This is a genomic window from Mesorhizobium sp. WSM4898 (genome assembly GCF_029625845.1).
Taxonomy (GTDB): domain Bacteria; phylum Pseudomonadota; class Alphaproteobacteria; order Rhizobiales; family Rhizobiaceae; genus Mesorhizobium.
On the sequence record NZ_JARTVQ010000002.1, the window covers coordinates 989,256 to 1,015,613 of the forward strand.

Below are 26,358 nucleotides of genomic sequence, written 5' to 3' on the forward strand. Positions count from 1 at the left end.
GATCATTCCTGGATCGTCGCGCGGCGCCGCCATCCGAGTGGACAGCAGCGCCGCGATTTGTCTTCAGGCGTCGAACTGGCAGCCTGGTGTCGAGCGCGACAGTGCCGTCTCCTCGGCATCCATCTCAGCCTCGATGCCGTCGAAGAGCGGGGTCGACATGTAGCGCTCGCCGGTGTCGGGCAGCATGCACAGGATCACCGAGCCCGCCGGAGCGGTGCCCGCGATCTGGCGCGCGACGGCGAAGGTGGCGCCGCCTGAAATGCCGGTGAAGAGGCCTTCCTGCTGCGCCAGGGCCTTGGCCCATTTAATGCCTTCCGGGCCGGCGATCGGCACCACATCGTCATAGTAGCGCTTATCGATCGCCTCCTGCAGCACGTTGGGGATGAAGTCCGGCGTCCAGCCCTGGATCGGATGCGGCTCGAAGGCCGGATGGCTGGCGGACGGCGCACCGCCCTGGCCACGCTCCTGCGGCTTGCCGCTGCCGATAAGCTGCGCGTTCGCCGGTTCGGCAAGCACGATGCGGACATCCGGCCGCTCGCGGCGCAGCACCCGGCCGACGCCGGCCACGGTCCCGCCGGTGCCGTAGCCGGTGACCAGCACGTCGAGGCGCGACCCTGCGAAATCGTTGATGATCTCGCGCGCCGTGGTCGCCTCGTGGATGGCGGCATTGGCTTCCGTCTCGAACTGGCGCGCCAGGAACCAGCCGTTGGCGTCGGCGAGTTCCACCGCCTTCTTGTACATCCCGAAACCCTTCTGGGCGCGCGGCGTCAGCACCACCTTGGCGCCAAGCATGCGCATCAGCTTGCGGCGCTCGATCGAGAAGCTGTCGGCCATCGTCACCACCAGCGGGTAGCCCTTCTGCGCGCAGACCATGGCAAGGCCGATACCGGTGTTGCCGCTGGTCGCCTCGACGACGGTCTGGCCCGGCTTCAGCTTGCCGCTACGCTCGCCTTCCTCGATGATGTTGAGCGCCAGCCGATCCTTCACCGACGCCGCCGGATTGAAGAACTCGGCCTTCACATAGATGGTCGCGTGGCCGGGGCCGAGATTGTTGATACGGATGACCGGCGTGTCGCCGACGGTGTCGAGAATGCTGTCGAACAGCCGGCCGCGACCGGCAGTGGTCCTGATTTTCAACTTCTGCAACATGGGCTTCTCTCCTCGCGATCTCACGCGCCGGTTACAGACCGGCGGCTTGGGCGGCGCGGTTTCGACACCTTGCCGCGTTAGGTTGCTTGACCTGCCGCGAATGCGGCAACGGCGGCATTCCGGCATGGAATTGGGCTGCCGGATGCTTCCTGTCGTCTTTGGTGATAGAACATGGACCAACTGGTGAGCGTTGGAGAAAGCGTGGGAACATACGTGGAATCCAGCCGATCGAGCCCGAACGACACTGCCGCCGGCCTGTCCTTGCGACTGCTTGGGCAACTGACGATCGCGCGTGGCGGCGAGCCGGTTAAATTGCCTTCTTCGCGCAAGTTGCGCGCGCTGCTGGCCTATCTGGCGCTCGCGCCACATCCCGTCAGCCGCAGCCGGCTTTGCGAGCTTCTGTGGGACGTGCCGAACGATCCGCGCGGCGAGCTTCGCTGGTGCCTGAGCAAGCTTCGCGGCGCGCTTAACCAACCGGGCCGGCAGAGGGTCGAGACCGAGGGCGACACCGTGGCGCTTCGTCTTGCCGATACGAACGTCGATGCCGTCGAAGCCGCCGCAGCGGTCGCCGAAGGGATCGAGACGCTCAGCCTCGGGCGCCTTCGGGCGCTTGCGCAGCTCTTCGCCGGCGATTTCCTTGACGGGCTGGAGCTCGATCGGAGCCCGCATTTCACCAGCTGGCTGACCGCGCAACGCCGCCGTTTCAGCTCGTGCCACGTCGCCGTTCTGGAGCACATCATCGGCCTGCTCCCCCAGGGAGCCGATGAAGCGGGCGCCTATCTGGACAGATGGCTGGAACTCGCGCCCTTCGATGGCCGCGCCCATGTGGCGCTGCTGGAAAACCTTGCGCGGCGGGGACAGATCGGCGCCGGTGAGGAGCATATTGCAACCGCGGCGGAACTCTTCCGCTCCGAGGAGCTGGATGTCGCTCCGTTGCGGGAAGCATGGCACGAGATCAAGGCACGCCATTCCAGCGCAACGCCATGCGCGCGATCCGGACTAGCTCTTCCGGCCCCACAAGCACCGATCGTTGCCGTCGAATCCGAACCCGCATCGGTGCGCCGGGCCTCGTTGGCGGTGATGCCGTTCGCGGAAAGCGCCGTCAATTTCCGTGGCGGGCTTGCCGATGGCTTGACCCACGACATCATAACGCGGCTCGCCAAGCTTCGCGATTTCTTCGTCATTGCCCGCGGATCGGTTTTCGCGCTGGCCGAGAAGGACATCGCGCCGGAGGACGCCGGGCGCCGGCTGAATGTCGACTATGTGGCGACAGGCTCGGTCCGCAGCCTTTCGGGCAGGGTGATCGTCTCGGTCGAGCTCGTCGAGGTCCGCACCGCGAGGATTGTGTGGGCCGAGACCTTCGAGCACAGGCCGGACGAGATCTTCACGGTGATAGACGACATCGGCAACAGCATCGTCTCTTCGATCGCCGCCGAGATCGCGACCGTCGAGCGAAACCGGGCAATGCTTAAGGCGCCGAATTCGCTGAATGCGTGGGAAGCCTATCATCGCGGGCTCTGGCACATGTACCGCTTCACCCGCCAGGAAAACGAACTGGCGCAGCAGTTCTTCAATGACGCCCTGAAGCTCGACCCGACCTTCGCCCGAGCCTATGCAGGCCTCTCCTTCACGCATTGGCAGAATGCCTTTCAGCGTTGGGGCGATCGCGACCGTGAGGCGTCGCTGGCTTTCGCAACTGCCGGTCACAGCCTCCTGGTCGATGACCGCAATCCGGCCGCGCACTGGGCGATGGGCCGCGCCTTGTGGCTGCGCGGCGAGCAGGACGGCTCGCTGCTTGAGCTGGCGAAGGCCGTCGACCTCAGCCCGAACTTCGCGCTCGGCCACTATGCCCTGTCCTTTGTCCATTCGCAGTCGGGCGATCCGCAATCTGCGATCGGCTCCTCCGATCACTCGCGCCATCTCAGCCCCTTTGACCCATTGCTGTTCGGCATGATGGGCGCGCGGGCCATGGCCCATGCACGCTTGGGCGAATACGATGAAGCCGCCGAATGGGCGCTGAAAGCTGCGGCCAGGCCCAACGCGCATGTCATCATCCTGGCGATCGCCGCGCATTGCCTGGCGCTGGCCGGCCGCCAGGACGAGGCACGAAACTTCGCCGCCGCGATCCGCACCACGTGGCCCGACTATCGGGCGGACGATTTCATCGCCACCTTCCGCTTCGACCGGGACGGCGAAGCCCTGTTCCGCAGAGGCGCGAAGCTGATCGGATTGAATTGATTTTCTGGCACATCCAAGGGCGTGTTGCGATTGAGGTCAGGCCGAGCCGAGAATGGCGGGTTCCGAGAACCTGAGCGGAGCGTAGTTGAAGTACACGAGCACCAGGAAACGCGCGTTTGCAGGCCGGCATCACCTGAATATCGACAGGTCTCAGTGCATCAGCGGACCGCTGGCCTTCCGCCACGCATCGATGCCGCCCTGGATGTGGCGGGCGCTCGATATCCCGCGGTCCTGCGCCGCCTGCACGGCCATCGCCGAGCGCTCGCCGAAGGCGCAATAGAACAGGATCTGCTTGGCTGTCGATTTCGCCAGCTCGTGCAGCATGCCGCCGGCGGCGATATTCTCCTGCAGCCGCGCATAGGGCAGATGGATCGCGCCGGGGATGACGCCGTGGCGATCCCGTTCGGATTGCTCGCGCAGATCGATCAGCGCCACGTCGGGCCGACCGACCAGCGCCAGCGCCTGTTCGGCGGTTACTGCCCAGCCGCGGCTGGCGATGTCGTCCTGATGCAGCCCCACCCGCATGTTGGCCGGCACGGCCACATCCATCATCTTCGGATTGGAGAGCTTCAGGTTGTTCATGATGTTCACGTATTCGTCCACCGACTTCACCTGCAGGCGCGGATTGAAGGCCTTTTCCTCGCCGATCGTCGACACGGTTTCGCCCTTGTAGTCGTGTGCCGGAAAGATCAGCGTCTCGTCGGGAAGCTTGAGCAGTCGGCCGAAGATCGATTCGTATTGCTGGCGCGGATCGCCGTTCTGGAAGTCGGTGCGGCCGGTGCCGCGAATGAGCAGCGTGTCGCCGGTGAAGACGCGGTCCGGCAGGACGAAGCTGTAGGAATCGTCGGTGTGGCCGGGCGTATAGACGACGTCCAGCGCCAGCCCCTCGATGGCAAGCTTGTCGCCGTCGGCAAGCCGCATCGACACGACGTCGGCCTTGGTCTGCTCACCCATCACGGTGACGCAATGCGTCCTGTCGCGCAGCGCGCCGAGCCCGGTGATGTGGTCGGCATGAAGATGTGTGTCGACCGCTTTGACCAGTCTGAGGTCGAGCTCGTTGACCAGCTGCAGGTAGCGTTCGACCTTCTCCAGCACCGGATCGATGATCAGCGCCTCGCCGCCGCGGCGGCTGGCGAGGAGATAGGAATAAGTGCCCGAAACGGAATCGAAAAGCTGACGGAAGATCATTTTATCGGCCCCATGCGCGAGCGGCCCACCCCGGCTGCCGACCAAGTCTAGAATAAGCATGAGGTGACCGCCAGCGAACACTTCATGCTTGAACTAAGGCCGAGCTCCTACCGCCTGAGCACCGCGCTCAGCACGTCGCGGATGCCGATCGCGCCGACGAAGCGCGAGCCTTCGTCGAACAGCGCCACCGGTGCCGTCTGCGAGCGGTGCATGGCGAGCATCACCGTCTTCAGCGACGTGCCGGGATTGGCCCAGAACACCTGCGCACCCTCCTCCGGCTGCCTCTCGACCTCGGCGCAGGATACCCACACCGCCGGCTTGCCGTCGCGTTCGGCCGCGGCCACCAGGCCATGCTCGTCGATCTTGAAGCGCGTCGTCTTGCGCCGGTCGAGCCAGACCCAGCCATTCTCCCCCTGCTCGAGATCGCGGCGGTCGCGCATCACGTTCCAGGCGGTGAGCACCGAAAGCGGATTCACATTGGCGATGAAGTCGCGGACATAGTCGTTGGCCGGCCTGAGCACGATGTCTTCCGGCGCGCCGGTCTGGACGATGCGCCCGCCTTCCATGATGGTGATGTGGCTGCCGATCTTCAGCGCCTCCTCGAGGTCGTGGCTGACGAAGATGATGGTCTTCTTCAGCGCCGCCTGGAGCTGCAGGAGCTCGTCCTGCAGCTTGGTGCGGATCAGCGGATCGAGGGCCGAAAACGGCTCGTCCATCAACAGGATCGGCGCCTCGGTGGCGAAGGCGCGGGCGAGGCCGACGCGCTGCTGCATGCCGCCCGACAGTTCATGCGCGTATTTCTTCGACCATTGGTCGAGATGGACCAGCTGGAGCTGCTTCTGTACCCGTGCCTTGCGCTCGGCCTCCGGCACACCGGCGAGCTCCAGACCGAAGCCGACATTCTCCTCGACCGTGCGCCATGGCAGCAGGCCGAACTGTTGGAACACCATCGCCACCTGCTTCTGCCGCAGACGTCTCAGTGTCGGCTCGTCGCAGGTGACGACGTCGACCGTGCGGTCGCCGTCATTGACCAGCACCTGGCCGCGCGACACCACGTTCAACCGGTTGACGGCTCTCAGCAGCGTCGACTTGCCGGAGCCGGAAAGGCCCATCAGCACCGAGATCTCGCCCTCATGCACGGTGAGGTTGGCGCCGGCGCAGCCCAGCACGTTGCCGGTCTTTTCGAGGATTTCGGCGCGGGTTGCGCCCTGGTCGATCAGCGCGAGGGATTTCGCCTGGTCGGCACCGAAGACGATATCGACATTCTTGAAATCGACGGCGACGGTCATTTCTTGCCTCCAACGCCGATGCGGGTCATGCGATCGAGCACGATGGCGAGCACGACGATGGCAAGGCCTGCTTCAAGCCCGAGGTCGATCTTGCGGGAGCCCAGCGCGCGGTTGATTTCGGTGCCGAGACCGCCGGCGCCGATCAGCGCCGCGAACACCACCATCGACAGCGACAGCATGATCGACTGGGTCAGCCCCGCCATGATCGTGGGCAGCGCCGAGGGCAATTCGACCTTCCACAGAAGCTGGTTCTTGGTGGCGCCGAAGGACTCGCCCGCCTCGATGATCGCCTTGGGCACCGAGACGATGCCGAGATGGGTGAGACGCACCGCCGTCGGGATGACGAAGATGATGGTGACGATGAGGCCGGGCGCGTTGCCGAGCCCGAACAGCGTCAGCACCGGGATCAGGTAGACGAAGGTCGGCAGCGTCTGCATCAGGTCAAGCACCGGCAGCATCACGCGGTAGACCTTCGGCTTGTGCGCCGCCCAGATGCCGAGCGGCACGCCGATCGCCATTGCCATGGCGGCGGCGGCCACCACCAGCACCAGTGTTTGCACCGTCTGCTTCCAGAGGTTCTGGTTGATGATGAAGATGAGGCCGATGAAGACGCCGATGGCGAGCGGCCGGGAGCGTTGCAGGAACCAGGCGATGACGGCGACGACCAGCGCCAGCAGAACCGGCGGCAGCATCAGCAGGAGGTCCACCGCCCCGTCGAGGATGAAGTTCAGGCCGTTCGAAAAGGCCCTGAAGACGGTATCGAAATTCTCAGTGAGGAAGCCGAAGAAGGCCTTGCCCCATGGACCTATGGGAATCTTGTAGGCGACCAGAAATTTCGAGATCGGATCCATCTTTCCCCTCATTGATCCTTGCCGCCCTTGCCGAGCGGTCACCTTCTCACAGCATATGAAAAAGGGCAGCCTTTTCCAGCGGCTGCCCCTTTCCGGAGATCATGCCGGACTCAAAGCCGGCTCAACTCCCGAGCGCAGTCTTGATGGCCGCAGCCGCATCGCCGCCGTCGAAGGTGGTCACGCCGGCGATCCAGGGCGCGATCGCGTCCGGATGCTTCTTCAGCCAGTCGGTGGCGACCGTCTGGGCATCGCCGCCTTTCAGGATCGCGTCCATCATCTCGCCTTCCATGTCGAGATTGAATTTCAGGTTGGAGATGAACTTGCCGGCATTCGGGCACTCGGTGGTGTAGCCCTTGCGCGTGTTCGTATAGACGGTGGCGGCGCCGAAACCGCTGTCGCCCATCCCGTCGAGATAGGTGATCTTCATGGCGCCCATCACCGGATGCGGCGTCCAGCCGAGGAAGGCGATCCACTCATTGTTCTTCATCGACTGCTCGGCTTGCGTCAGCATGCCGGCTTCCGAGGACTCGACCAGCTCGAAGCCTTCAAGATTGTCCTTCGGGTTCTTGATCATGTCGAGGATGATGCGGTTGCCGTCATTGCCGGCCTCGATGCCGTAGATCTTGCCGTTGAACTTGTCCTTGAACTTGCCGAGATCGGTCAGCGTCTTGACGCCCGCATCCGCGACATAGGTCGGCACGACGATGCCGTAGCCGGCGCCGGTCAGGTTGGTGCTTACCGTCTCGACCGAGCCGTCGGCGGTATAGTCCTTGATGTCATTGGTCATCGACGGCATCCAGTTGCCGAGAAAGACGTCGAGGTCCTTGTTCTTCAGCGACGCATAAGTCACCGGCACCGAAAGCTGGATCACCTGCGGCTCGTAGCCGAGCGCGGTGAGCAGCACCGAAGCCACCCCGGTGGTTGCCTGGATATCGGTCCAGCCGACATCGGACAGTCGCACGGCCTTGCAGCTCGCCGGATCGCCGGCATAGGCCGCGGTCGTGGACAGAAGCGCCGCCAGCCCGAGGCCGGCGACGAAGGATTTCATACGCGACATGAACTTTCTCCCATTGCGGTTTTTTAAAGCGGCGCGAAGTCACGGTTCTTGCGCCCGCCTTGTTTCGCCAGCCAAACACCATTTTGATGCGGTTTCAAGCGGTTCCACACCGCGATCAACGGCGCGCGCTTGCCATTCAGCGACATGCCGCACTTTCCGGCGGGCCCGCTTTTTTGGTGGAAGGAGCCCGCGGCCCCTTCCCCGCCCCGCGGCAATTGAGCTTAAACACCCATATGGCCAAGCTCTACTTCAACTACGCAACGATGAATGCCGGCAAGACGACGATGCTCCTGCAGGCATCCTACAACTATCGCGAACGCGGCATGACGACGATGCTGTTCGTCGCCGGCCATTATCGCAACGGCGACAAGGGACTGATCTCGTCGCGCATCGGTCTCGAGACCGAGGCCGAGATGTTCCGTGACGGCGACGATCTCTACGCCCGCGTCGCCGAGCATCATGAACACGCCACCGTGCATTGCATATTCGTCGACGAGGCGCAGTTCCTCGAGGAGGAGCAGGTCTGGCAGCTGGCCCGCATCGCCGACCGGCTGAACATCCCGGTCATGTGCTACGGCCTGCGCACCGATTTCCAAGGCAAGTTGTTTTCCGGCTCGCGCGCGCTGCTCGCCATCGCCGACGATCTGCGCGAAGTGCGCACCATCTGCCGCTGCGGCCGCAAGGCGACGATGGTCGTTCGCCTCGGTCCCGACGGCAAGGTGGCAAAGCAAGGCGAGCAGGTGGCGATCGGCAAGGACGTCTATGTCTCGCTCTGCCGCCGGCACTGGGAAGAGGAAATGGGCAGGGCTGCGCCCGACGACTTCATCGGCTTTGCCCGCAACTGAGACGGGGAGCCTCGCGACTTCCGACTAAGTTGGGCAATCGCTGCCATGCGCCGGCTGATGGCCGCTTGATTGCCACGATTCGGCACAACAGATTTGCACACTCCCCAGCGCCGCAGCTTGTCCGCAAAAACAAGAGCTTAAGGCATACCAGCTAAAGCTGCCTGAAGGCGGCGCGCATTACTCCGGCATGAGCATGCTTGCCTTATCTTTCAAGGACCTGGCCAATTCTTTTGTTTTGCCACGTCTCCCTGTCTTCCTTCTTTCAATCCCTTGAGCCCCCACATATATTCGGCGACGTGCGACACGAAACCGGATGCCGAAGCGGGAGGCCCCTATGGCGACGTTGCAGAATTTCGATGCCGAAATTGCCAAGACCAAGCAGGTCGTCGAGGACATGCGCACCAAGATCGAGCAGTCCGGAACCGTGCTCGACACGCTGGCGCAGGCCGACAGGAAGATCGGCGATGCCAATTTCGACCTCGAGAACGCCCGCATCGAGGACGTGCTGAAACAGCAGAAGGTCATGGAAGGCAATATCGCCGACCTGATCATCGGGCTGGAGGACGCCACCAATGTCTTCGGCGCCGAATTCGAGAGCATGAAGAGCTACACCGGCTGGGAAAATCTCGTCGGCGTCTTCTCCGAGCAGCGCAAGCAGCGCATGCGCACCGACCGAGTGCGCAACATGTCGCTCGCCGGCAATTTGCAGGAGCTGCTGGCGAAATCGGACACCATCGTCGGCATCCTGAAAGCCCAGAAGCAGATCCTCGACCAGCGCTACAAGACCTCCGAAGCTAGCCTGTCGCAGGTGATCGAGCGCCGTAAGGCGACTATGACCAATCTCGAGGCGGTGCAGAAACGCATCGAGGAACTCAACCCGATGCTGCTCGACATCGAGAACAAGATCGCCGCCTCGACCAGCCAGAAGGAACGCACCCAGCTCGAGGGCGAGCGTTCGAAGATGGCGACCGAGTACAACGAGAAGCAGGCCAAGGAGCAGGAGCTGCTGGCCGAAAGCCAGACGCTGGAGCGCTACACCTCGATGTTTCAGACGTTTGTCGATTCCCTCAACAACCAGATCGCCGCGCAGTCGACGCTGATCAACAAGCTGACAATCGACACCGAGCAGCGCATCGTGCTCTACAAAGCTCTGGAAGACTCGCTGAAGACGGCCGCCCAGCAGGACGTTGCCCACAAGATCAACACGCTGGGCAGCCAGGTCGACAACACGGCCGAGGAGACGATGGCCGGCATCGGCGCCGCTTCGCAGAAGCACATCGGCGATCTCTTGGAGATGCACGAGAAGAATATGGTGGCCACCGCCGACATCCAGCGCCGCAAGAAACTCGCCGACGACGCCTTCGCCCGCCGCTTCGACGAGGTGATGAAGAAGCACAATTCGGCGAACTACGTGCAGCAGTAGGCGGTGTGACGGCATTCTTCGACACGGCGGTGCCATGACCCCCGAACATGAAGCGGCGGCGCGCTACTTCTTCGCCATCACCGCGGCGCTGAGCGGGCTCGAACTGTTCATGCGCGACGATCGCTCGCCGCTCTACCGGCACGGCATCGTCGCCAAGATCGTCGCCGAATACATCGCCCGGCTGGAAAACTCATTCGACTGCTGGCGCAACCGGCTGGGCTTCATGGATACGTTCCGCATTTCGCGCGCCGACAGCGGCTATCCGGTGTTCCAGAATCTGCTCGAATTGGAGAACGACCGCCGACAGGCAGATAGCCGGTTGGCCAACATTCCGCAGGCCGGCGAGTTGCGCGAGGAGATGGCCGACTTCATCCTGCGCCACAAGGAATTGCCTGTGGCGCTGCAAAGGTCGATGGCCGAGCGGCTCTATCTGGAGGGTGTCAAGAGCGAGACCACCTTCGGTCCGTTCACCCTGGCGCAGACGGCCAAAGTCTCGGTCAATCCGAAGACCATGCGGCCTTACTACCTCGTCCACTGGGCCTCGTTCGACGGCAGCGCCAACCTGCCGCTGATCTATATGGTGACGGTCGAGGACTCCTCCGAGAGCATGGTGCGACAGCTCGTCGACGCGAACGGCAAGCTGAACGAGAAGATCGACATTCCGCTTCCTGTCGATGGCCTGCTCAACCCCGAGCTTGCCCACCGCTTCGACGATTTCACCGAGAAGAATTCCGCCTACACGCTGTCGCCGGCGACCATCGCGGTCAATCTCGACAAGGATTTCGAGCCGCTGCACCCGAAGCAGTTGCGGCGCGTCGTGCTCGGCCCGTTCTATTCGGCCGGGATCACCGAGAACAATTCGACCGTTACCGAGGTTCTGGCCAAGGTGCGCAAGCCGGAGAACGCCTGGTTGCTCACCTGGACCATCCAGGAAGTTTTTTCCAAGTCCGAGAAGCCCGGCCGCAAGGGGCTGTTCTCCAGCGAAAAGTCTACGCAGGAATTCTTCATCAACACCGACGACCTCGAAGCGGCGCGCCAAGGCGTCTCCAGCTATGAGAACCACGCGCTGATCCCGCACGAGGCCTATCAGGCGCTCTATGCCGCGGGCGAAGCGCAGAAGATCTTTTCCGGCTACAAGGTCCACATCCTGTCCAAAGGGCAGGTCATCAGCGATGTGTGACCGTCGAATCGCGGAGTATCCGTAATGGACACCGGGCTGACCACGATCTCGGAATCGACAATCGAAAAGCATCGCGCCACCGCGCAGAGCTTCATCACCCGCATCGTCGTGCTGGAGGATCCATCGCGCGAGTCCGGCACCGCGCTCGCCGGCACCAACCGGCGCTTCGTCTCGACCGTCTCGGCCGGTTCGGTGCGCCGCACGCGCGAGGTCGAACTGTCGAAAACGGTCGCCGCGATCCATCCCGACGACCAGCTGATGAGCATCCCGCAGCACATGCTTCTCTACCGCGCTCGCCGCGGCCTGGCGATCGCGCTGGCCATATCGGATGTCTTTGCCGAGGGATCCGATCTCGAAAGCCTGCAGGCCAAGAACGCGCGTGCCCCGCTCGAAGGCGACGAGGCGGCGAGATTCAAGAAGCTGCTGTCGGCCTCCGCCTACGTTTCGGCTTTCAGCTTCGCCTCCTACCTGTTCCAGCTGATCGACAGCGACGGCGAGGCGCCGAACGACAGTCCCGAACCCGACTTCCTGTTCGACACGCCGCAGGACGCGGTGAAGTCGATCGTGGCCGGCCTCGACAAGGCGATTGCCGGCTCCAAGGACGATGCCGATCTGATGACCAGGGCGCGCGCATTCGCCCGCGTCGCCATCGACGGGCTGCTCGCGCGCAAGGGGCGCTTCGACGGCATCGGTCCGTTCGAGAACGCGCATATCCGCATTGATGCCGACGACTTCACCCTCGACGGTTTCGACGTCGCGCCCGGCAAGCGCTTGAAGCCGCTGGTGATGACCTTCAAGAAGCCGGAAGAGGTCGTCGGCAATCACATCGCCAAATACCAGTCGGTGAAGCTCGCCAAGATGCTGATGGCCTATGATTTCGAACGCGAGCTGAACCCCTTCGTCGAGCTCGGCGGCTTTCTGTTCACCTTCATCGGCGACGGCGCGCCAGGCACCGGCAAGACGACGCTGATCCAAATGATCGCCGGCCTCCTCAACAACTACTGTCAGGTCGCCGGCTATCCCTTCGTCTACGAGAATTTCGGGGTCGACCAGATTTCTTCCTACCAGGGCAAATCCGGCCAGAACTGCCGCCAGTTCATCAACAATGTGCTCAATCCGCGGGCCATCGGTTTCGGCACCATCGACGACATCGACCAGGTGGCGGCGCGCCGCTCCGACGACCGCGCATCCGCCGGCCAGCAGGAGATCACGGGCGTCCTGATGGACGCCTTTGCCGGCGCTTCCACCATGGTGCGCGGCAACTGCTCCTTCGGCATGTTTTCCAACTACCCCGAAAATGTCGACGATGCGCTGCGCCAGCGCGCCGGCGCCCGCTGGCTGGTCGACGGCCCGCAGAGCCGCGACGACTACATCGACATCTTCGTGCTGCTCGCCGGCAAGAACCACAAGATCCCGCTGGGCGAGCACGAGCTCTATGCCGCGCAGGAAATCCAGCGCGCCGTGACTGCGGCTTATGAGGAGCACGAGAAGCCGCAGGAAGACGGGCTGATGAAGGTCTATGAGCGCTATATGAAGGAGAACGGCGCGCCGAAGACGATGGCCGATATCGGCACCTACCTGCACATGATCAAGAATGCCGAGCCCCGCTTCACCGGCCGCGCCATCAAGAACGTGACCGACGCCATCAAGATGCGCGCCATGGATATCGAGCTCCCGGAAGACTGGTTCGAGAAGCCGGAAGCCTTCATGCACAAGAGCTACGACGACAAGAAGGCGATGATCGAGGAGTTGCGCGGGCCGTTCTCGATGGACATGGTCATGCAGGAGATCAATCGCTACGCCGATTCCGAATTCCGCTACTCCGACAAGTCCGACGACGCGGCGGTCGAGAAGCTTTTGCGCGACGCGCGGCTCCGCGAACGCGCCGTGCGCGAGATGGAGGAGCTGAAGAACAAGGGGCTTTGGAATGCGTAGGCTTCCTTCGCTGCCCGCAAGTGCGGAAGGATGTGGTGCCAACGTCGGCGCCTCCCTCTCCCCGTCCTTCACGGGGAGAGGGTAAGGGGGGCAGCGCCGTGCGTGGACCAGAAGTCGCTACAACGAAACGGGCAAGACGCCTCCGGCACTCGGATAACGACGCGGAAACAGCTCTTTGGATGGAACTGCGCGACAGACGATTGAATGGCCATAAGTTTGTGCGGCAGTTTCCGATAGGCAATTATTTCGCTGATTTTGCCTGCAGGGAGTGCCAGCTCGTTGTCGAGGTCGATGGCAGCCAGCATGCAGGCAACAGCTACGACCAGATCAGGGATCGCTTCCTGGTCTCAAACAATTGGTCCGTTCTCCGCTTCTGGAATGTCGATGTCTTGAAGAAGCGGGATGAGGTGCTCGAAACCATACTTGCTGCGATCGAATGCCGTCTCGATCGTCTGATCGAGACGCACGAGCTTCGATTTATTGCTGCCAGCGGCTACGGGGAGACAAATCTTTGATCGTTGGCGCCGCCCCTCACCCTTACCCTCTCCCCGTCAAGAACGGGGAGAGGGGGGCGTCGGCGTTGCCGCTTCGCCTTTCGAGGCTACATCCGTCGGACCTTTGCCAATGACCCGTCCCGCTAAAAAGCCCGACCTTCTGCGCGACAACGAGCTGATCTATGGCAGGCTGCTCGTCGTCGATGAGCCGCATCTCATCCAGCGCTACAACAAGGCTCTCGTCGCCTTCGGCCTCGAGCCGACCAAGCTGACGAGCTTCCAGATCGACCGCACCGGTTTCTCGCCCGAGGTGGCCGAGGAATGCGGCGATTACGGCTATCTCGATCCCAACGAGGTCAACCGCCGCTTCATCATCCTGACGCCGTCGCAGATCGATTTGCCGGTCGTGCACACCGCCTTCTCCAACACCTCGCAGCTGATGTTCGAGTTCATGTCCAAGAACCAGCGCGCCATCGACGCGCTGACGATCAAGGACGTCATCTACGGCGAGATCGAGGACTCCGTCCCCAAGGTCGACGACATCGAGGACCTGCTGTCGATCAATCAGGTCGAGTTCAAGGTATTGTCGGCCGAGGACGTGCTCGGCAAGGCGGCCGAGCTCGGCAAGCTGGTCGACCGGCTGAAGCAGGAACCCGACGCCTGGCGCGACAACGCCATGCTCGAGCGCATGGTCGGCCTCGCCAAGGTCTGCGGCGACATCCGCGAGAACGCGCTGGTGCCCGATCAGGTGATCTTCCGCCACAACGCCTACTGGACCAGCCATTTCGGCGGGCTCTACGTCTTCGTCGATCCCGACATGACGACGGTGATCAGCGATCCGGCAGCGCCCGGCTTCCGCCGCTCGCGGCCGTGGCAGGTGAGCTATCTGTCGATCAACGACGCCGACAAGGTATTCCGCTTCCTCGCCGCCACCGGCCGCCTTGACCTGCCGCGCGCTTCCTGGATCGAGACCTCGGGGTATCTGGAGCACCGCGCCGAGATGGTGGTGAGGACGCTGATCCGCGATGCCGAGCCCAACCGCAACCTGACGGACGTCGACAAGGTCTGGCTGCAGACCTGGATCCACAGCCATGCCGACCTGATTGCCAGCGACGGCAATTTCCCTTTCCTCAACGCCGCCAAGCGCGAGATCGCCCAGTTCGGCCACCTGAAGCTTGAAGATGTGCCGCCGCGCCAGCGCTTCCTGGTTGTGCGCGCCAAGCCCGATCATCCCGATGCCTGGCTCACCAATCAGTTGATCTCGGATTTCGTGCCACAGGACTTCGTCTCGCGCTACGTCTTCAATAAACCGGGCTTCTACAAGGACTTCGACGGCTTGAGCGATGCGTGGCGATCGCATGTTGTGGACGTTCTGAAAACCACATATTTGAAGGACAAGGCGGCATTCCGCGCGCGCCTTTACGGCTTGACGGACTGAGGGGGGACGAGAGCCATGCTTGATCCGATCGTGAATTTCTTCACCCGGATTTTCCAGTGGATCGGCCGCGGCATAGGCTTCGTCGTCGGCATTATTCTCTGGCCGTTCATATGGGCCGGCCGCTGGTACGGCCAGCGCGGCTGGATCCTGAAGGCGGTGGTCGGCCTTGCCTTGCTGGTTTTGATCGGCCTTTACGCCAACTTCTTCTACGCCACCCAGTGGTGGAACAATTTCGACCCGAACTATCCCGACAAATACACCTTCGAGAAGCGCAGCGTCTCGGCCGGCGAGCAGGTCTCCGCCGGCGCTGGCACCGACACCGCCAAGACCTGCGGCAACTCAGGGATAGCCCAGGTGGCTGCCGATCTGACGGACTTCAACGTCAACCAGAATGCCTGGGTCTCCTCGATGATCCTTTACAAGCTCGGCTTGTTCGGCATCGACTGGGACCATACGCCGTGGATGGACAACAAGGCCTCCTTCCAGCGCGGCATCAACCAGGCGGTCCGGCGCACCGCCACCGAGCTTGCCGACAATCTCGGCCGCGTGCGCACCACCTCGCAGATCGACGCCGACCTGCAGGATGCACGCGGCAATCTGCAATTTGACGAAGAGACCTGGTATTTCGGCCTCAACCCGTTCGGCCCCAAGACACCGACGCCGAGCTACTACCGCGATGCCGTGCGCAAGCTGCGCTCCTTCAACGCTCGCCTTGCCAGCTGTCAGGCGACGTTCGATGCCCGCGCCGACAATCTGAAGCAATATATCGACCGCATCGCCAGCGACATCGGCTCGACCTCCGCGATCTTGAAGGAGCGCGCCGAGAACCATAATGACGGCTGGTTCGACTTCCGCGCCGACGACCGCTTCTGGTTCGCCTATGGCCAGCTCTACGCCTATTACGGCCTGATGAAAGCGGCGCAGGCCGACTTCGAGGACGTGATCAAGGAAAAGCACCTGCAGAATTTGTGGGACACCATGGACGCGCAATTCGTCTCGGCACTGCGCATCCAGCCCTTCATCATCGCCAACGGCCGCGAGGACGGCTGGCTGTTGCCGACGCATCTGACAACCATGGGCTTCTATATCCTGCGCGTGCGCTCCAACATGGTCGAGATCAGCAACGTGCTCAGCCAATAGCGCGGCCGCCACAGCAGGAGGGTGGCGGATTTGCGCCGTCGCGTCTGTCGCATTCCGCGCATTGCGCGGCTGTTTTGAGACGGCGGAACGATCCCTGCTCTGGCTTCTATACGCTCGCAACGACCGGGCGCCAAAGACCCTTGGGAAGGTCGGCCGGGAACGCAATAATTTCTTCGCAGGAAACATAGTTGCATGAAAGTTGACGCCGTGACAGCGACAGGGTTAGAACATGCCCTTGCGTCCGGGCGGAAACGCAGAACCGCCCTGTTTCCTCGTTTAACGCAATTCCGGACGGCAGACCGTCTCACACTTTTCCTGGAATTGCTGTAGTGATCGAACCCCTCCCCTCCACCGCCCAATCCAGAGGAAAGCCGTCATGGCCGAAGTGAAGTCCGACATCGAGATCGCGCGCGCCGCCAGGAAGAAACCGATCCAGGAGATCGGCGCCAAGATCGGCATCCCTTACGAGCACCTTTTGCCCTATGGCCACGACAAGGCGAAGGTCTCGGCCGAATTCATCAAATCGGTGAGGGGCAACAAGGACGGCAAGCTGATCCTCGTCACCGCCATCAACCCGACGCCGGCCGGCGAAGGCAAGACGACCACCACGGTCGGCCTCGGCGACGGCCTCAACCGCATCGGCAAGAAGGCGATCGTGTGCATCCGCGAAGCCTCGCTCGGCCCGAACTTCGGCATGAAGGGTGGCGCCGCCGGCGGCGGCCTGGCCCAGGTGGTGCCGATGGACGATATGAACCTCCACTTCACCGGCGACTTCCACGCCATCACCACGGCCCACAACCTGCTTTCGGCGCTGATCGACAACCACATCTACTGGGGCAACGAGCTCGGCATCGATACCCGCCGCGTCGCCTGGCGCCGCGTCATGGACATGAACGACCGGGCGCTGCGCGAGATCATCTGTTCGCTGGGAGGCGCCGCCAACGGCTTCCCCCGTGAAGCAGGCTTCGACATCACCGTCGCTTCGGAAGTCATGGCGATCCTGTGCCTTGCCACCGACCTCAAGGATCTTGAGAAGCGCCTCGGCGACATCATCGTTGCCTACCGCCGCGACAAGTCGCCGGTCTATGCCCGCGATCTCAAGGCCGACGGCGCCATGGCCGTGCTTTTGAAGGACGCCATCCAGCCCAACCTGGTGCAGACGCTGGAGAACAACCCGGCCTTCGTGCATGGCGGCCCGTTCGCCAACATCGCGCATGGCTGCAACTCGGTCGTCGCCACCACGACGGCGCTGAAGCTTGCCGACTACGTCGTGACCGAAGCCGGCTTCGGCGCCGACCTGGGAGCCGAAAAATTCTTCGACATCAAGTGCCGCAAGGCCGGGCTCCAGCCGGCGGCCGCCGTGATCGTCGCCACCGTGCGCGCCATGAAGATGAATGGCGGCGTCAAGAAGGAAGATCTCGGCAAGGAAAACATCGAAGCGGTCAAGAAGGGCTGCCTCAACCTCGGCCGTCACATCGAGAACGTGAAGCAGTTCGGCGTGCCGGCGGTGGTGGCGATCAACCACTTCACCACCGACACCGACGCCGAAATCCAGGCGATGAAGGACTTCGTCAAGGCGCAGGGCGCCGAGGCGATCCTGTGCAAGCACTGGGCTCAAGGCTCGGCCGGCATCGAGGACCTGGCGAAGAAGGTTGTCGAGATCGCCGAATCCGGCGCCTCGCAGTTCTCGCCACTTTACCCGGACGAGATGCCGCTGTTCGAGAAGGTCAACACCATCGTCAAGCGCATCTATCGCGGCGACGAGGCGATCGCCGACAAGTCGATCCGCGACCAGTTGCATGCGTGGGAACAGGCAGGCTACGGCAATCTGCCGGTCTGCATGGCCAAGACCCAGTACTCCTTCTCGACCGACCCGAACCTGCGCGGCGCGCCGACCGGCCATACCGTGCCGGTGCGCGAGGTCAGGCTCTCGGCCGGCGCCGGCTTCGTCGTCATCATCTGCGGCGAGATCATGACCATGCCCGGCCTGCCCAAGTCGCCCTCCTCGGAGAAGATCTTCCTCAATGAGCAGGGCCAGATCGAGGGCCTGTTCTAGGCAGCGTTGGGAGCTGAAACGACCAAGGGCGCCGCACTGCTGCGGCGCCCTTTTTCTTTCGGCGTTGGTGCGGCTAGAGCAGTTCCAGGAAAAGTGTGAGCGGTTTTCCGTCCGGAATTGCGTCAAAAACAAAAAGCCAGAGCATTTCGCCGTTTCCGTGAAACGGTGAATGCTTTAGGCAGCGTTCCGCTTCAGCGCCCGCTGGTTCGACGCATAGATCGTGTCGCGCTCCGGCAGGGCGCCGGTCTTCAGGCAATCGATCCATTCGGCGGTCTTGAGCACCGCGGCGAAGCGCGACTGCAGCACCACGCTCACCACGCGATGGATGTCTTCGGCAGACGCGTAGCCGGCGCTGTTGGCGTAGGGAACCGAGCCGCTGGCATCCGAGAGGAACTCGACGGCAAAGCCCAAATGCACCGCATGGATGATGGTCGACAGGTCGCAATTATGCGTCATGTAGCCGACGACCGCGATCGTATCGATGTGGTTGGCGCGTAGCCAGTTCTCGAGGTCGGTGCCTGTGAAGGCGGAGGGCAGCGTCTTCTCGACATAGTGGTCGCGGGCGCGCCCGGCGATCTCGGGATGCAGTTCGCCGCCATGGCTGCCCTTGGCGAAGATCGGCGAAATCTCCGGCGCCATCTGCTTCACGACAACGACCTTGATGCCGGCAGCAGTGGCGGCGTCCATGGCGCGCGCCACGTTGGCGACGCTGTCGGCGAAGGGCGGATGCTGGATGGCGAGATTGCCGCCATTGTAGTCGTTCTGGACATCGACGACGACGAGTGCGCGGCGTGGCTGGGTGGCTGGTGCTGACATGGCGGTTCCTTTCGAGCGGGTTGATAGGTGGCGAAGCTAGGCCGAACATCTATTCCCAGAAAGTGGCCCAATTGACATTATTCGAAAGAATTGGGACACTCTTTGCCGTAACCTGGTGATGTCTGCCATGCGCAATCCGATCGTCGCCGTCGTCGCCTTCGACGGCATCAGCCCGTTCCACCTTTCCGTGCCTTGCCTGGTCTTCGGCGCGGACCGCACCAAGCTCGGCCTGCCGCGCTTCGACTTCCGCGTTTGCGCGGCGGAGCAAGGACCTATCCATACCGATGCCGGTTTGAGCATTTCGGTCCCGCACGATCTTTCGGCGCTCGACCAGACCGACATCGTCATCATCCCAAGCTGGAAAGATCTCGATGCTCCTCTGGCAGCGCCGCTCAAGCATGCGCTCGAACGGGCACATAAGCGCGGCGCGCTGATCGTCGGCCTCTGCCTCGGCACCTTCGCCATCGCCGCCGCCGGACTGCTGGCGGGACGCAAGGCCACCACGCATTGGGCCTATACCGACCAGTTGCAGACGCTGCACCCCGATATCGCCGTCGATGCCGACGTGCTCTATGTCGATGAAGGCGACATCGTTACCTCGGCCGGCGTCGCCGCCGGGCTGGACTGCTGCCTGCACATTGTGCGCGCCCGCTACGGCGCCGAGGCAGCGCTTCGGCTCGCCCGCCACGTCGTGCTGTCGCCGCACCGGCAGGGTGGACAGGCTCAGTTCATCGAGCGACCGCTCGCGCCGACGCCAAACGCCGACCGGTTCACAAAGGCACTTGACGGGGTGCGGGCAACGCTTGGCGAAGCTCACACCCTGGACAGCGTCGCCGAAGCAGCTGGCCTCAATCGCCGCACCTTCACGCGTCGCTTCCAGAAGACGACCGGCACCAGCTTCGGCAGTTGGCTGGCCGAACAGCGCTTGGCGCTGGCGCAGAGGCTGCTGGAACAGACCGACAAATCGATGGACATGGTGGCCTTCGAGGCCGGCTTCGGCAGCGCCACGTCGCTGCGCCAGCATTTCGCGGCACGGCTCAGAACCTCGCCGATGCAGTACCGGCGCGAATTCTCGAAGGGCAGCGCACGGGTCGCCCTCAGCGGCGTGTAACCATCCGCGCCGGGTTGCCGACCACGGTCGCATTGGCCGGAACGTCGCGCGTCACCACCGCGCCGGCGCCGACGATGGCGCCTTCGCCGATGCTGACGCCGGCGAGGATCACCGCGCTGCCGCCGATCCACGCGTTGTCGCCGATCGTCACCGATTTGGCGATCTCCAATCCGGCCAGCCGCCCGGCGGCCTCGCGGTGATGCTCGGCGCAATAGATCTGCACATTGGGGCCAAGCAGCGTCCTCCTGCCGATCTTCACCGGAGCGGCATCGAGAATGGTGCAACCGGCGTTCAGGAAGGCGCCCTCGCCGAGGAACAGGTTGAAGCCGTAAGCGCAGTGGAACGGCGCCTCGATGCGCGCGCCCTCGCCTAGGCCGCCGAGCAGCGCTCGCAGTGTCGCGCCGATGTCGCCGCGCTGCCGGGGCGGCATGCTGTTGTGCTCGAACACTGCGTCGCGGGCGGCCACCCGCATCGCCTCCAGCTCCGGGTCGATGCAGCTGTACCATTCACCCGCCGCCATCTTCATGCGCTCGCTTGTCGTCATGGCTGCTCCTCCATTCCCGTCCCGCTGCCAAAGCACAATCCGCCCGACCGGAAAAGCCCATGGCCAAACGCCAGGCCTATGCTAGCTTGCCATCCGCGGAACCGTGCGGAGCTCCGAATTTGAGGGGATGATGATGCTCTACATTCTGGCATTGCTGATTGGCGTCGTCGCCGGCCTTCGCGCCATGACCGCGCCAGCGACCGTTGCCTGGGGTTCGTATCTCGGCTGGATCCCGGTTGCCGGCACATGGGCAAGCTTCATGGGCCACTGGATCGCGGTCGGCATCTTCACCGTCCTGGCGATTGTCGAACTTGTCACCGACCAGTTGCCGTCGACGCCGAGCCGCAAGGTGCCGCAGCAGTTTGGCGCGCGCATCGTCACGGGCGCCTTCTGCGGCGCGGTGATCGGCGCCACGGTCGGCGCCACCATCGGCGGCCTCATCGCCGGCGCGATCGGCGCGGTGATCGGCACGCTGGGCGGCGCGGAAGCACGCGCCAGGATGGCTGCCGCCTTCGGCAAGGATCCGCCCGCCGCCTTCATCGAGGACGCGGTGGCGATCATCGGCGGCCTGCTGATCGTGGCGGCGGTCGCATGAGCGCGAAAAACTTCGACGCCATCGTCATCGGCGCCGGCCAGGCCGGCCCTTCGCTCGCCGGCCGGCTCGACGCCGCCGGCATGAGCGTTGCGCTGATCGAGCGCAAGCTTATTGGCGGAACCTGCGTCAACACCGGCTGCATGCCGACCAAGGCGATGGTGGCGAGCGCCTACGCCGCGCATCTTGCCCGCCGCGCCGCCGACTATGGCGTCGCGCTCTCCGGTCCGGTCGGGGTCGACTATCAAAGGATCAAGGCACGCAAGGACAAGGTGACCAACGATGCCCGCGGCAATCTCGAAAGCTGGATCGCGGGGATGAAGGGCTGCACGCTTTATCGCGGCCATGCCAGGTTCGAATCCGCTAATACAGTGCGCGTCGCCGACGACCTGCTGACCGCGCCAAAAATCTTCCTCAACACCGGCGGCCGCGCCTCCGTGCCGGACCTGCCCGGCGTCAACGACGTCCCCTATCTCACCAACTCCTCGATGATGGATCTCGATGTGCTGCCCAGCCATCTGGTCGTCGTCGGCGGCAGCTATATCTCGCTCGAATTCGCCCAGATGTTCCGCCGTTTCGGCTCCGAGGTCACGGTGATCGAGAAAGCGCCGCGGCTGACGGGCCGCGAGGACGAGGACGTCTCGGCCGCGATCCAGTCGATCCTCGAAAACGAAGGCATCACCGTCCATGTCGGCGCCGAGGACATCGGCTTTGCCAGGCAGGGCAACGGTATCGCCGTGACCTTCTCTGCCGGCAAGCCGCCGGCGGTCGGCTCGCATGTGCTGCTGGCGCTCGGCCGCGTCCCCAACACCGACGACCTCGGCCTCGACAAGGCCGGCGTCGAGGTCGACAAGCGCGGCTACATCGTCGTCGACGACCACTTGCGCACCAATGTGCCCGGCATCTGGGCCATGGGCGACTGCAACGGCAAGGGCGCTTTCACCCACACCTCCTACAACGACTACGAGATCGTCGCCGCCAATCTGCTCGACAACGATCCGCGCAAGGTCACCGATCGCATCGAGGCCTATGCGCTTTACATCGATCCGCCGCTCGGCCGCTGCGGCATGACCGAGACCGCTGTCAAGAAATCCGGCCGCCGCGCGCTTGTCGGCCAGCGGCCGATGACCCGTGTCGGCCGCGCCGTCGAAAAGGGCGAGACGCAAGGCTTCATGAAGATCCTGGCCGACGCCGACACCGGCGAGATCCTCGGCTGTTCGGTGCTCGGACCGGGCGGCGACGAGGCGATCCACTCAGTGCTCGACCTGATGTATGCCAAGGCGCCGATCTCGACGCTGGCGCGTGCCATGCACATCCACCCCAACGTCTCGGAGCTTCTGCCGACCATCGCCCAGGACTTGAAGCCGCTGGCGTAACGGCAGATCGCCGCTCCACGTCGGGGCCTCTCGGTCTTGGCAAAACAGTGCTCAAGGCGTCCGACGATCGGCTTGCGCCTATCGCGCGGGCGGGCTGGACCACTGACACCCTGGCCGCAACCATGCATGTCTGGCCACCCACCGGAGGAACTCCATGCAAAAGACCATCGAGCGCATCGCAGGCGACAGCGAAGGCGTTGCTTATGAATTCCCGGTTTTCCGCTTCGAGGGCACGGACAAGGCGGCGCCCTCGGCCTATCTGCAGGCGGCGCTTCATGCCGGAGAATTGCCGGGTGTCGTCGCCATCGACGCGCTGATGCCGATGCTTGCCAAGGCGGAAGCGGAAGGCCGCATTAGAGGCGCCATCACGTTGGTGCCCTGGGCCAATCCAATCGGTCGGGCGCAATACCATTTCGGCGAGCACCAGGGCCGCTTCAATCTCGGCACCCGCACCAACTTCAACCGTGCCTTCCCGCTGCTTGCCGCGCCGGACGCCAGGCTTTTAGCAGATGTCAACCTCGGCGGCGCCGACCGCCGGCTGAAGAAGCGGCTCGTCGAACTCTCGCTCGGCAACGACATCGTGCTCGATCTCCACTGCGACGATGAAGGCCTTGCCTATCTCTACATCCACACCAGCCTGTGGCCGCATATGGCCGACTGCGCGGCTGCGATGGGCATCGATGCCGTCCTGCTGTGGAGCGAGGACAGTAGCGGCACCTTCGAGGGCGCCTCGATCATGCCCTATCAAAATGTGCCTGCGAGCGTCGCGCGCTTCGACCGGCGCGTCGCCACCACGGTCGAATATCGCGGCATGCTGGATGTCGACAGCGGCTTGGCCGCCTCCGATGCCGCCGGCCTCTACCGCTTGCTGGTGACGCGCGGCGTCATCCAGGACCCTTCCGTCCCGAAGGCGAGCAGCTTCTCCGGCGCCGTCGTACCGCTGGAAAACATCGAGATGATGCCTTCGCCCAAGGCCGGCGCCATCCTTTACGACGTCAAGCCCGGCGACCGCGTCAACAAGGGCGACCGGCTGGCGACGATCGTCCATGCGCCCGGCGAAGCCGGCGGCCGCACCGAGGTGTTCGCGCCCCAGTCGGGTTTCATCCTGACCCGTCGTTCGCGCCGCATCATCCGCGCCGGCGAGGATCTTTTGAAGCTTGCCGGCGACAAGAGGAGCGCCGACGCGCGCTCCGGCACGCTGGAGGACTGACGGGCCGGCTTTACCGTTCGCGTGAAATCCAGTTGCGCGGGCCGTCATTCGCCGCTATGGGAGTCGCCATGAACATGCGTTCGAACAAGACCATTTGGTGGTGGGCTCGCTGACAGCGGCCGGTTCGAACGCGCATGCGTGAAAATGAGGGTGGCCGCAGCGGAATGTCCGGGCGGCCATTTGTTTTTCCAAGCCATTCCCGGGTCCGTTGCCCAAAACGCTGATGGAGACGGCAATGACGACTACAGTTCTGGACAACGGGGCGGAGCGCTTCGTCACCGCGGGCGGGGTGACGATCACCCGCGAACGCCATGACCAGCCCTATGAAGGCGCGATTGACGCCTATGTCGACGGCCTGAATTCCCGCCGCGGCGCGGTGTTCTCCTCGAACTACGAATATCCGGGCCGTTACACGCGCTGGGACACGGCCATCATCGATCCGCCGCTGGTGATCTCGGCGCGCGGCCGCGCCATGCGCATCGAGGCGCTCAACCAGCGCGGCGAAGTGCTGCTGCCGGTGATCGGCAAGGCGCTTGGCGAGCTGAGCGAGGTGGCGATTGCCGAGAGCTCGAAAAAGCTGATCCGCCTCGATGTCGCCAAGCCCGGCCGCGTCTTCACCGAGGAAGAGCGCAGCCGCGTGCCGTCCGTCTTCACGGTGCTGCGCGCCATCACGGCTTTGTTCAAGACTGCCGAGGACGCCAATCTCGGCCTTTACGGCGCCTTCGGCTACGATCTCGCCTTCCAGTTCGACCCGGTCGACTACAAGCTCGAGCGTAAGCAGAGCCAGCGCGACCTGGTGCTGTTCCTGCCCGACGAGATCCTCGTCGTCGACCACTATTCGACCAAGGCCTGGACCGACCGCTACGACTATTCCGGCGAAGGGTTTTCCACGGAAGGCTTGGCCCGCGATGCTCATGTCGAGCCGTTCAGGACCGCCGACCGCATCCCGCCGCGCGGCGATCACGAACCCGGCGAATATGCCAATTTGGTGCGCCGGGCGATGGAGAGCTTCAAGCGCGGCGACCTGTTCGAGGTCGTGCCTGGACAGATGTTCTACGAGCGTTGCGAGACCCAGCCCTCCGACATTTCCCGCAAGCTGAAGTCGATCAACCCCTCTCCCTATTCCTTCTTCATCAATCTCGGTGAAAACGAGTATCTGATCGGCGCCTCGCCGGAGATGTTCGTGCGCGTCAACGGCCGTCGGGTCGAGACCTGCCCTATCTCCGGCACCATCAAGCGCGGCGACGACGCCATCTCCGACAGCGAGCAGATCCTCAAGCTGCTCAACTCCAAGAAGGACGAGTCCGAGCTCACCATGTGCTCGGACGTCGACCGCAACGACAAGTCGCGCGTCTGCGAGCCGGGCTCGGTGCGCGTCATCGGCCGCCGCCAGATCGAGATGTATTCGCGCCTGATCCACACCGTCGATCACATCGAGGGACGGCTGCGCGAAGGCATGGACGCCTTCGACGCCTTCCTGTCACACGCCTGGGCGGTCACCGTCACCGGCGCGCCGAAGCTGTGGGCCATGCGCTTCATCGAGCAGAACGAGAAGAGCCCGCGCGCCTGGTATGGCGGGGCGATCGGCATGGTCAATTTCAACGGCGACATGAACACCGGGCTGACGCTGCGCACCATCCGCATCAAGGACGGTATCGCCGAAGTGCGCGCCGGCGCCACATTGCTTTTCGACAGCGTTCCTGAGGAAGAAGAAGCCGAAACCGAACTGAAGGCATCCGCCATGCTCTCCGCCATACGCGACGCCAAGACCGGCAACGCCGCAGGCACCGAACGCACCACCGCGCGCGTCGGCGACGGCGTCAACATCCTGCTCGTCGACCACGAGGACTCGTTCGTCCACACGCTGGCCAACTACTTCCGCCAGACCGGCGCCACTGTTTCCACCGTGCGCACGCCGGTGCCGGAAGAGGTGTTCGAGCGGCTGAAGCCCGATCTCGTCGTGCTCTCCCCCGGCCCGGGTACGCCGAAGGATTTCGATTGCGCCGCGACCATCAGACGAGCGCGCGCCCGCGACCTGCCGGTCTTCGGCGTCTGTCTCGGCCTGCAGGCGCTGGCCGAAGCCTATGGCGGCGAGTTGCGGCAGTTGCACATTCCGATGCACGGCAAGCCCTCGCGCATCCGTGTCTCGAAGCCGGGCATCATCTTCTCGGGGCTGCCCAAGGAAGTGACCGTCGGCCGCTATCATTCGATCTTCGCCGATCCGGTGCGTCTGCCCGAAGGTTTCGTGGTGACGGCCGAGACCGAGGACGGCGTCATCATGGCCTTCGAGCACCGCAAGGAGCCGATCGCCGCCGTTCAGTTCCACCCGGAATCGATCATGACGCTCGGCCACAATGCCGGCATGCGCATCATCGAGAACATCGTTGCGCATCTGCCGCGCAAGGCCAAGGAAAAGGCTGCCTAGC

22 protein-coding genes are annotated in these 26,358 nt (G+C 63.6%); 14 read left to right on the plus strand and 8 right to left on the minus strand.

Annotated features, from left to right (window positions below; genetic code table 11):
* Window positions 1–63: 63 nt before the first annotated feature.
* Window positions 64–1,149, minus strand: a complete 1,086-nt coding sequence (locus P9228_RS12255; RefSeq protein WP_067326494.1) for a pyridoxal-phosphate dependent enzyme — start codon at window positions 1,147–1,149, stop codon at window positions 64–66.
* Between the two features lie 171 nt (window positions 1,150–1,320).
* On the opposite strand from P9228_RS12255, the gene P9228_RS12260 reads away from it, so the two are divergent.
* Window positions 1,321–3,387 carry a BTAD domain-containing putative transcriptional regulator gene (locus P9228_RS12260; protein WP_082953953.1) on the plus strand — a complete coding sequence of 689 codons (2,067 nt, stop codon included), beginning with the start codon at window positions 1,321–1,323 and terminating at the stop codon, window positions 3,385–3,387.
* A gap of 150 nt (window positions 3,388–3,537) precedes the next feature.
* On the opposite strand, the gene P9228_RS12265 is transcribed toward P9228_RS12260, so the two are convergent.
* The 5 genes from P9228_RS12265 to P9228_RS12285 all read right to left on the minus strand — a co-directional run bounded on the left by P9228_RS12265 (window position 3,538) and on the right by P9228_RS12285 (window position 7,918).
* A complete protein-coding gene (locus tag P9228_RS12265) occupies window positions 3,538–4,575 on the minus strand; it encodes an MBL fold metallo-hydrolase (RefSeq protein WP_095823288.1) in 1,038 nt (345 codons plus the stop codon).
* Between the two features lie 107 nt (window positions 4,576–4,682).
* Entirely contained in the window at window positions 4,683–5,864 is a 1,182-nt protein-coding gene (gene choV / locus P9228_RS12270; RefSeq protein WP_095823289.1) for a choline ABC transporter ATP-binding protein, read from the minus strand.
* On the minus strand, window positions 5,861–6,715 hold the full coding sequence (gene choW / locus P9228_RS12275) for a choline ABC transporter permease subunit (RefSeq protein WP_066994259.1): 855 nt from the start codon (window positions 6,713–6,715) through the stop codon (window positions 5,861–5,863). The genes choV and choW overlap by 4 nt, the downstream gene beginning before the upstream one ends.
* 121 nt (window positions 6,716–6,836) lie before the next feature.
* A complete protein-coding gene (locus P9228_RS12280; protein WP_066994256.1) occupies window positions 6,837–7,772 on the minus strand; it encodes a choline ABC transporter substrate-binding protein in 936 nt (311 codons plus the stop codon).
* 23 nt (window positions 7,773–7,795) lie between these two features.
* Window positions 7,796–7,918, minus strand: a complete 123-nt coding sequence (locus P9228_RS12285; RefSeq protein ID WP_259979959.1) for a hypothetical protein — start codon at window positions 7,916–7,918, stop codon at window positions 7,796–7,798.
* 87 nt (window positions 7,919–8,005) lie between these two features.
* Here P9228_RS12285 and P9228_RS12290 point away from each other — a divergent pair, with 87 nt between their 5' ends.
* From P9228_RS12290 to P9228_RS12325, 8 genes are all read left to right on the plus strand, one after another.
* Window positions 8,006–8,617, plus strand: a complete 612-nt coding sequence (locus P9228_RS12290) for a thymidine kinase (protein WP_127215405.1) — start codon at window positions 8,006–8,008, stop codon at window positions 8,615–8,617.
* A 334-nt stretch (window positions 8,618–8,951) separates the two neighbouring features.
* Window positions 8,952–10,040: a hypothetical protein gene (locus P9228_RS12295; protein ID WP_095801837.1), complete on the plus strand. Its 1,089-nt coding sequence runs from the start codon at window positions 8,952–8,954 to the stop codon at window positions 10,038–10,040.
* A 34-nt stretch (window positions 10,041–10,074) separates the two neighbouring features.
* The gene (locus tag P9228_RS12300) at window positions 10,075–11,220 is read left to right on the plus strand and encodes a hypothetical protein (protein WP_278053632.1); all 1,146 of its coding nucleotides are present in this window, start codon (window positions 10,075–10,077) and stop codon (window positions 11,218–11,220) included.
* A gap of 24 nt (window positions 11,221–11,244) precedes the next feature.
* Window positions 11,245–13,155 (plus strand): ATP-binding protein, encoded by a 1,911-nt coding sequence (locus P9228_RS12305; RefSeq protein ID WP_278053634.1) that lies wholly within the window; start codon window positions 11,245–11,247, stop codon window positions 13,153–13,155.
* Window positions 13,156–13,253: 98 nt separating this feature from the next.
* Window positions 13,254–13,670, plus strand: a complete 417-nt coding sequence (locus tag P9228_RS12310; protein WP_127215410.1) for a DUF559 domain-containing protein — start codon at window positions 13,254–13,256, stop codon at window positions 13,668–13,670.
* Between the two features lie 109 nt (window positions 13,671–13,779).
* A complete protein-coding gene (locus P9228_RS12315; RefSeq protein WP_278053636.1) occupies window positions 13,780–15,087 on the plus strand; it encodes a DUF6638 family protein in 1,308 nt (435 codons plus the stop codon).
* 15 nt (window positions 15,088–15,102) lie between these two features.
* The gene (locus P9228_RS12320) at window positions 15,103–16,227 is read left to right on the plus strand and encodes a DUF2333 family protein (protein ID WP_067326471.1); all 1,125 of its coding nucleotides are present in this window, start codon (window positions 15,103–15,105) and stop codon (window positions 16,225–16,227) included.
* Between the two features lie 376 nt (window positions 16,228–16,603).
* On the plus strand, window positions 16,604–18,283 hold the full coding sequence (locus P9228_RS12325; protein WP_278053637.1) for a formate--tetrahydrofolate ligase: 1,680 nt from the start codon (window positions 16,604–16,606) through the stop codon (window positions 18,281–18,283).
* A 174-nt stretch (window positions 18,284–18,457) separates the two neighbouring features.
* Here P9228_RS12325 and P9228_RS12330 read toward each other — a convergent pair whose 3' ends face one another.
* Complete coding sequence (locus tag P9228_RS12330) at window positions 18,458–19,099, minus strand: cysteine hydrolase family protein (protein ID WP_278053639.1); 642 nt, start codon at window positions 19,097–19,099, stop codon at window positions 18,458–18,460.
* A gap of 127 nt (window positions 19,100–19,226) precedes the next feature.
* Here P9228_RS12330 and P9228_RS12335 point away from each other — a divergent pair, with 127 nt between their 5' ends.
* On the plus strand, window positions 19,227–20,210 hold the full coding sequence (locus tag P9228_RS12335) for a helix-turn-helix domain-containing protein (protein WP_278053641.1): 984 nt from the start codon (window positions 19,227–19,229) through the stop codon (window positions 20,208–20,210).
* Here P9228_RS12335 and P9228_RS12340 read toward each other — a convergent pair.
* Window positions 20,197–20,754 carry a sugar O-acetyltransferase gene (locus P9228_RS12340; RefSeq protein WP_127245994.1) on the minus strand — a complete coding sequence of 186 codons (558 nt, stop codon included), beginning with the start codon at window positions 20,752–20,754 and terminating at the stop codon, window positions 20,197–20,199. The genes P9228_RS12335 and P9228_RS12340 overlap by 14 nt on opposite strands.
* A 133-nt stretch (window positions 20,755–20,887) precedes the next feature.
* On the opposite strand from P9228_RS12340, the gene P9228_RS12345 reads away from it, so the two are divergent.
* The 4 genes from P9228_RS12345 to P9228_RS12360 all read left to right on the plus strand — a co-directional run bounded on the left by P9228_RS12345 (window position 20,888) and on the right by P9228_RS12360 (window position 26,357).
* Window positions 20,888–21,349 carry a DUF4126 domain-containing protein gene (locus P9228_RS12345; protein WP_067327104.1) on the plus strand — a complete coding sequence of 154 codons (462 nt, stop codon included), beginning with the start codon at window positions 20,888–20,890 and terminating at the stop codon, window positions 21,347–21,349.
* Complete coding sequence (locus tag P9228_RS12350; RefSeq protein ID WP_127245995.1) at window positions 21,346–22,722, plus strand: FAD-containing oxidoreductase; 1,377 nt, start codon at window positions 21,346–21,348, stop codon at window positions 22,720–22,722. The genes P9228_RS12345 and P9228_RS12350 overlap by 4 nt, the downstream gene beginning before the upstream one ends.
* 154 nt (window positions 22,723–22,876) lie before the next feature.
* Window positions 22,877–23,932 (plus strand): succinylglutamate desuccinylase/aspartoacylase family protein, encoded by a 1,056-nt coding sequence (locus tag P9228_RS12355; protein WP_278053643.1) that lies wholly within the window; start codon window positions 22,877–22,879, stop codon window positions 23,930–23,932.
* Between the two features lie 235 nt (window positions 23,933–24,167).
* Complete coding sequence (locus P9228_RS12360) at window positions 24,168–26,357, plus strand: anthranilate synthase (protein ID WP_095801838.1); 2,190 nt, start codon at window positions 24,168–24,170, stop codon at window positions 26,355–26,357.
* Window position 26,358 lies beyond the last annotated feature (1 nt).